This window comes from Microvirga sp. GN3 (genome assembly GCF_055792825.1).
Window position 1 is genome coordinate 176,059 of record NZ_JBVVAK010000004.1, and the last position, 5,479, is coordinate 181,537.

Annotated in this window: 6 protein-coding genes and 3 pseudogenes; 3 read left to right on the forward strand and 6 right to left on the reverse strand. The window is 56.4% G+C overall.

Annotated elements, in window-relative coordinates; genetic code table 11:
* Window positions 1-194: 194 nt before the first annotated feature.
* Both ACS5Q1_RS04080 and ACS5Q1_RS04085 read right to left on the reverse strand, forming a co-directional pair.
* Window positions 195-368, reverse strand: a complete 174-nt coding sequence (locus ACS5Q1_RS04080; protein WP_473096990.1) for a hypothetical protein — start codon at window positions 366-368, stop codon at window positions 195-197.
* A gap of 23 nt (window positions 369-391) precedes the next feature.
* Complete coding sequence (locus tag ACS5Q1_RS04085; RefSeq protein ID WP_473096991.1) at window positions 392-835, reverse strand: helix-turn-helix domain-containing protein; 444 nt, start codon at window positions 833-835, stop codon at window positions 392-394.
* A gap of 75 nt (window positions 836-910) precedes the next feature.
* Between ACS5Q1_RS04085 and ACS5Q1_RS04090 the strand changes: the two are divergent.
* Window positions 911-1,143 (forward strand): annotated as a pseudogene (locus ACS5Q1_RS04090) (ABC transporter ATP-binding protein); the annotation flags it as partial.
* Between the two features lie 306 nt (window positions 1,144-1,449).
* On the opposite strand, the pseudogene ACS5Q1_RS04095 reads toward ACS5Q1_RS04090, so the two are convergent.
* Window positions 1,450-1,605 (reverse strand): annotated as a pseudogene (locus tag ACS5Q1_RS04095) (IS3 family transposase); the annotation flags it as partial.
* A 182-nt stretch (window positions 1,606-1,787) separates the two neighbouring features.
* Between ACS5Q1_RS04095 and ACS5Q1_RS04100 the strand changes: the two are divergent.
* Window positions 1,788-1,920: pseudogene (locus ACS5Q1_RS04100) on the forward strand (transposase); the annotation flags it as partial.
* Between the two features lie 336 nt (window positions 1,921-2,256).
* On the opposite strand, the gene ACS5Q1_RS04105 reads toward ACS5Q1_RS04100, so the two are convergent.
* From ACS5Q1_RS04105 to ACS5Q1_RS04115, 3 genes are read right to left on the reverse strand one after another with little or no spacing between them, the layout of a single operon-like run.
* Window positions 2,257-3,102: a transporter substrate-binding domain-containing protein gene (locus ACS5Q1_RS04105; protein WP_473096992.1), complete on the reverse strand. Its 846-nt coding sequence runs from the start codon at window positions 3,100-3,102 to the stop codon at window positions 2,257-2,259.
* A gap of 44 nt (window positions 3,103-3,146) precedes the next feature.
* Window positions 3,147-3,911, reverse strand: a complete 765-nt coding sequence (locus ACS5Q1_RS04110) for an amino acid ABC transporter ATP-binding protein (protein ID WP_473096993.1) — start codon at window positions 3,909-3,911, stop codon at window positions 3,147-3,149.
* Between the two features lie 4 nt (window positions 3,912-3,915).
* On the reverse strand, window positions 3,916-4,809 hold the full coding sequence (locus ACS5Q1_RS04115; RefSeq protein WP_473096994.1) for an amino acid ABC transporter permease: 894 nt from the start codon (window positions 4,807-4,809) through the stop codon (window positions 3,916-3,918).
* Between the two features lie 237 nt (window positions 4,810-5,046).
* Between ACS5Q1_RS04115 and ACS5Q1_RS04120 the strand changes: the two genes are divergently transcribed.
* Entirely contained in the window at window positions 5,047-5,376 is a 330-nt protein-coding gene (locus ACS5Q1_RS04120; protein WP_473096995.1) for a helix-turn-helix domain-containing protein, read from the forward strand.
* Window positions 5,377-5,479: the final 103 nt, after the last annotated feature.

Genomic DNA, 5,479 nt, shown 5'->3' on the forward strand with positions numbered 1-5,479 from the left:
CTACTCAGGCTTCGCGAGTGGGTAGGGATAGACCGGGTACGGACCCGGTTCTTCCCACGCCTAGACGCGTAGGGTCGCGGGCCGGTTCGGCGGTTCCACCGCTACGAGCCAGACGAGCTGACCCGGGGCGCACTGGACTAACACGCGTGGTCGGCCTCGTTCGCGTCATGGCTAAAGTAGCGCGAAGACCTTGTCTAGCTGTGCGTTATACCGGACTGCGGAATGCGCAGATCCGCACCCTTCTTGGCCCAGGCATGGGCCAGATAGGGATGGGTGAGCGCTTCGGACTCATCCCCGAACAAGAGCACGATATCGCCCGCCTCAGCCTGCGCCTTCAGGAGCTTGCGGCGCAGGCCAGCGCGATCCACGGCTTGTGCATCCTGGCGGCCCTTCAGGGTATGGCGCGGCCGGCGCCAGCGGAAATCCCCTTTTGGCGCAACACGACCGAGAGCCGCGAGCGCGAGATGCGCACGCCGGAGCGCTTTGCGATCTCGTCGGCCAGCCGCGGCAAGGTCCAGTTGGGGCGATCCGCGACCGATCCCGCCAGAACCGCCTCGGCCACAGCGAGCGCGCGCTCGGCCTTGACCGGCGCCGGTCCCGGGGCAACGGATCGCCGCAGCGCATCGACCCCACCTTTCCTGAAAGCGCTGCGCCAGAGCCGCACGGTATCCTCGCGCACTCCGAAGGCCTCGGCGATCCGCGGGCTCGTCCAGCCTGCCAGGGTCAGCAGGAGCGCCCGCGCCCGATCCGCCTCGCCGCGATCCCGAGAGTGGCTGAGGGCCATGAGGTCACGCCGCTGCGCGGCGCTCGCGACAACAGGGGATTTGCCCGCCATGATCCGCATCCCGAACCAAACCAGGAGATGGAATCACAGACCGCATCCGTTGGCCATCCCGCTGAACCCTGCTTAGGTGCGGCGCGCAAGCTCGCCATCGGGATGGTGTTCCACCACTTTTCACTGTTCGACGCGCTCACGGCTGCCGAAAACATCGCCCTGTCGCTCGACGACGATACGCCGATCGCCACCATCGCGGCCAAGGCTAAGGCGCTCTCCTACCGGTACGCCTGCCGCTGGATCCATATTCGCTGGTCGGCGACCTCTCGGTAGGCAAGCGCCAGCGCATCGAGATCATCCACTGCCTTTCGGATGCCGCCGGCATACGTCTCCGGCTACCTTATCAGCATTTCGCCTGTTAAGCCGTGTAGGCGAAGGCGACATTTCGGCCCTCAGATGCGGATTAACCGGTTCGTGTTCCTCAACCTTCCAGTGCTACAGCCTCGGGAACCATCTCGGCGTAACGGCTTCGCCTCAATTCCCTTTACCTGCGGGCTACGTCACCCTGCCAGTTGACGGCAGGTCACCGCCGCTTGGGCTCATGCCCCCTCACAGCAGGGAGCAAGGCATTCTCAAATCCTCCTTTCTCAATGCATTCCAGTCGTATGCACCCCGGACCATCCGGGACGAGGCGCACTGTAGGTGATGTCTGTTACCCATGTCTTGTCCGGCACTTCGACATCGAACTGCTGGGCCAACGTGTTGTCGACCACGATCGACGGCTTGCCACCATAGAAGCCGGGCCGCCGCTTGTAGCCGATCTGTGCCTTCTCTGCCGGCCGGCGATCACCTCGACGCGATGATAATCGCTGCCTTCATGCCTGTCTTGATGACTGGCATCAGCCTCGTCCCAATCCATCCACCTGAGCTCCTTGCAAAAACAGGCGGCAAATCTCCGCGACGCAAAGCACCTGCAAGATCCCCGCTCGTGATGCTCACAGAGTATCAGTAGCGCGCCGGGATTGAGGGAACGATCTCGGCCGGTGTCCGGTCCCTGCACCTGCGGCGCTCACGCTCCATCGGGCTGGCAAAGCCGCATCTGCAACACGTCCTTGACGGCAGCCGCCATGAACCTCGTCCGCATTGGTGCTTAGATTGGTAACACACCACTTGAGCAAAGCCGTCAATCCGCATCACCAAGCTCACGATGGCTGCTCCCACTCCAGGATGAGGAGTTCGCCAGCAGTATCAAAAGTTGAGCAAGATCAACCCTATGTTACACCGCTTTCGTGAAGATCGTAAGACCGCCTTCACTTTTTGAGCGCTGAGGATGATACCATAAGCGGAGCAAATCCGAGAACAGGTATGACTCTTTTGAATTTGCCTCAGCTCCAGCAGCTAAACAGGGCTAGTCCTGAAGCTGTGGCGATTGATATCAATCCCGAAGAAGGTAAGACTATCTCTACTCCTTTAAAATTGGGTCATTTTCCAGCATTGATCGTTGCCTTGCCGATCGAGCTGTCATTCTCCGGTAAGCCCCACTTATTTAAGAGTTTCACATATGTCCCATCCGCAATGAGCTGGTCAAGGGCTTGCCGTAATGCTAATCCAAGCTCCTGATTGTCGTTTCGGAAAGCAATCCCATACATATATTTGTGAAGAGGTCTTCCTAGCGTTACGAAAATGTCGCCTTGCGTTTTGTTAGTATATGCCAAGCCGCCCGCGCCGTGCACGGCAGCCGTTACACGGCCCTGCTTCAACAACAATTGGTTCTGGACTGCGCTTTCCCCAGGAACGATAACTACGGCGGGTTTACTTGCAGAGGTGCAGTTTTTTTGGCTCCATTCCATCACAGTATCTGCTTGAGTCTGGGCACTCCGAGTAGTGGCAACCCGCTCCCCGCATAGACTGTCCGCATTCTTCAAGTGTTCTGCATTTGCCTTAAGTGTGTAGAAAAGATACGGCTCGTATACGTAGTTAACGAAGCTGACACCGCTTTCACGCCTTTCCGGAAGGTCGCTCATCCCAGACGCGTAAGCGTCGACGCGACCAGTCTTAAGAGGGGCGAAGCTAAGCAACTGCGGATAGCTGAACTCGATCCAGTTGGCCTTTGCGCCGATCTTTTCGGCCATGGCATTGAACAGATCATGGTCGAAGCCGCTCTGCTCGTTAGTCGCCGGGTCTTTGAATGCAAAGGGCGGGTAGTATGTTATTGTGCCAACGTTGATGACTTTCCTTGAGTCCTGTGCATAGCTAATGCTAGTGGCAAGGCAGAGAACGAAACTGACTGCTCCCGCAATCAGATGAGTTTTGGTTCGCGATGACATAAGTTCCCCTTTCCGTTCTGGTTAGCAAAATTTTGAGATTACTGTCAGCTCAGCACTGCTGAGATGAATTCTTGCGTTCGGGCCTGTCTCGGATTCACAAGAATTTCTTGTGGGTGGCCACTTTCGATGACTTGACCGTGGTCCATGAACAGAACTCGGGTAGCAACTTCTCGAGCGAAGCCAAGTTCGTGCGTGACTACTATCATTGTCATTCCCGTTTGAGCCAAATTTCGCATAACGGCTAAGACTTCACCTACGAGTTCTGGATCCAATGCAGAAGTGGGTTCATCAAAAAGCATTAAGGCAGGTTTCATGGCAAGCGCACGAGCAATGGCGACACGCTGCTGTTGTCCACCCGAGAGTTCGATCGGGTATGCATTGCATTTGTGTTCTAAGCCAACACGCTTCAATAGCTCGCGAGCTTCTGACTCAGCAACTTTACGGTCAAGGTTTAGAACCTGCGTCGGTCCCTCGACTACATTCTCCAGTGCCGTCTTGTGTGGAAACAAGTTGAAGCGCTGGAAAACCATGCCTGTTGTCAATCGTTGCCGCGCAATCTTACGTTCAGATAACTCGTACAGCTTGTTGCCGACCCGCCGATAACCAACGAGTTCCCCATGGACCCACAGCGCGCCTTTATCGATAACTTCGAGTTGATTGATGCACCGGAGGAAGGTGCTTTTCCCTGAACCTGACGGTCCAATTAGGCAAAGTACTTCTCCACGATTAACCGTCAGGTCTATGCCTTTGAGCGCTTCGAAAGCACCAAATGACTTCCGAATGCCAATCGCCTTCAAAATTTCGGTCATCGTTTTACCCCGTCCTGCCTGATCGAGCGGCGCGCTCCGCGCCGCGAGCGAAATGCCGCTCAACTAAAGATTGCAGAAGTGACAAAACCGTTACGACGACCAAATACCAGAAGGCGGCGACGAAGAGCAGCTCAATTACCTTGTTGTTGACAAAGTAGATATTCTCCGCTGCATACACGATCTCCGAAAATTGGATGACGCTGGCCAATGATGTCCACTTGACCATACCGATGAATTCGTTGCCAATTGGAGGCACGACGAACCGCATCGCTTGCGGCAGAATAATTCGACGGAGCGCTTGTAGGCGGTGCATTCCAATAGCGCTAGCTGCTTCATATTGCCCGTGATCGACAGACAACAGTCCAGCGCGAATTACTTCGGACGTGTACGCGCCCTGATTAATACCGAGACCAAATAATGCAGCAACAAACGGTGTCATCACGTCGACAGTGCGCCATTCGAATAATCCTGGGATACCGAGCGTAGGAAAGATCAGGGCAAGGTTGAACCATAGAAGCAACTGCAGTAGTGATGGAAGACCTCGGAAAAGCCAAACATAGAGGTGCGCCGCACCCGTGATAACGGGATTGGGTGAGAACCGCATAACGGCAACAATCACACCAATCGCGACCCCGAGCAACATCGCCAATACTGCCAGGAATATCGTGTTGCCGAGACCTGCCAAGATTACGGGGGCCGTGAGGTAGCGACCTGTGATTGCCCATTCAATCTGGCCCTGCGCAAACTCCCAGACGATCCAAAGGATAATCGCGGTGATTACTAATGCACCAACATATCGACCAAAAAACCGTCGCCGCACGTGTTGGAGTTTGGAGTATTCCTCATTGCCAATTTCTTGCTGTAATTCAAGTCGTGTTTGCCTCATTGCGACCTGCATATACTTTGCTCCCTCGGCGCCTTGACGGCCTGTTCCATTAAGGAAATTCGCTTGAACTCGTTGCGCACCCTTCCATCAACAAGCCGCTATTTTACCGGATAGTGTTTGCTGAATGCGTCGCATTTGCCGACTTGACGCAGGAATCCTGCGATTTTTTTGGAAAGGCTACTAAGTGGTGCATCCGGCAGGTAGAGGGGTATAATGGCGGCCTTCTGACCTGCTGGCGGAGGCGGCCCCATGGCACCGGTCTACTTACGGGAGATGACCGTTGCGGAACGTGCGGCGGTCCAAAAGTTGGTCCACTCGCGCACTGCTCCGGCCCAAATGGTGCAACGGGCGCAAATCATCTGGCGCACCAGTCGTGGCGAGAGCGCATCGACGATTGCAGCCCGTGTGGGTCTTGATGGCGAGACCGTGCGCAAGCGCAGCCACCGCTTCAATGCAGAAGGCCTGGAAGCCCTCAAGGATCGGCATCGTTCAGGTCGCCGGACGAGCTACACGCCCGAGCAAACCGCCACCGTCTCGCCACCACGCTGGCCAAGCCTCTGTACTGCCCGCAGTATTTGAGACACCGGCTTGAAACCTACGCGGCGAGCGCCGCGGATGGAAGCTGCTTGTGGCGGACGGCGGTCGGCGTCTGGAAGCCGTGCCGCGCAATCAGCCAAGTGGA

Coding starts and splice junctions, on each gene's coding strand:
- ACS5Q1_RS04120 (WP_473096995.1), top strand. CDS start 5,047: ATGGCACCGGTCTACTTACGGGAGATGACCGTTGCGGAACGTGCGGCG.
- ACS5Q1_RS04105 (WP_473096992.1), bottom strand. CDS start 3,102: ATGTCATCGCGAACCAAAACTCATCTGATTGCGGGAGCAGTCAGTTTC.
- ACS5Q1_RS04110 (WP_473096993.1), bottom strand. CDS start 3,911: ATGACCGAAATTTTGAAGGCGATTGGCATTCGGAAGTCATTTGGTGCT.
- ACS5Q1_RS04085 (WP_473096991.1), bottom strand. CDS start 835: ATGGCGGGCAAATCCCCTGTTGTCGCGAGCGCCGCGCAGCGGCGTGAC.
- ACS5Q1_RS04115 (WP_473096994.1), bottom strand. CDS start 4,809: ATGCAGGTCGCAATGAGGCAAACACGACTTGAATTACAGCAAGAAATT.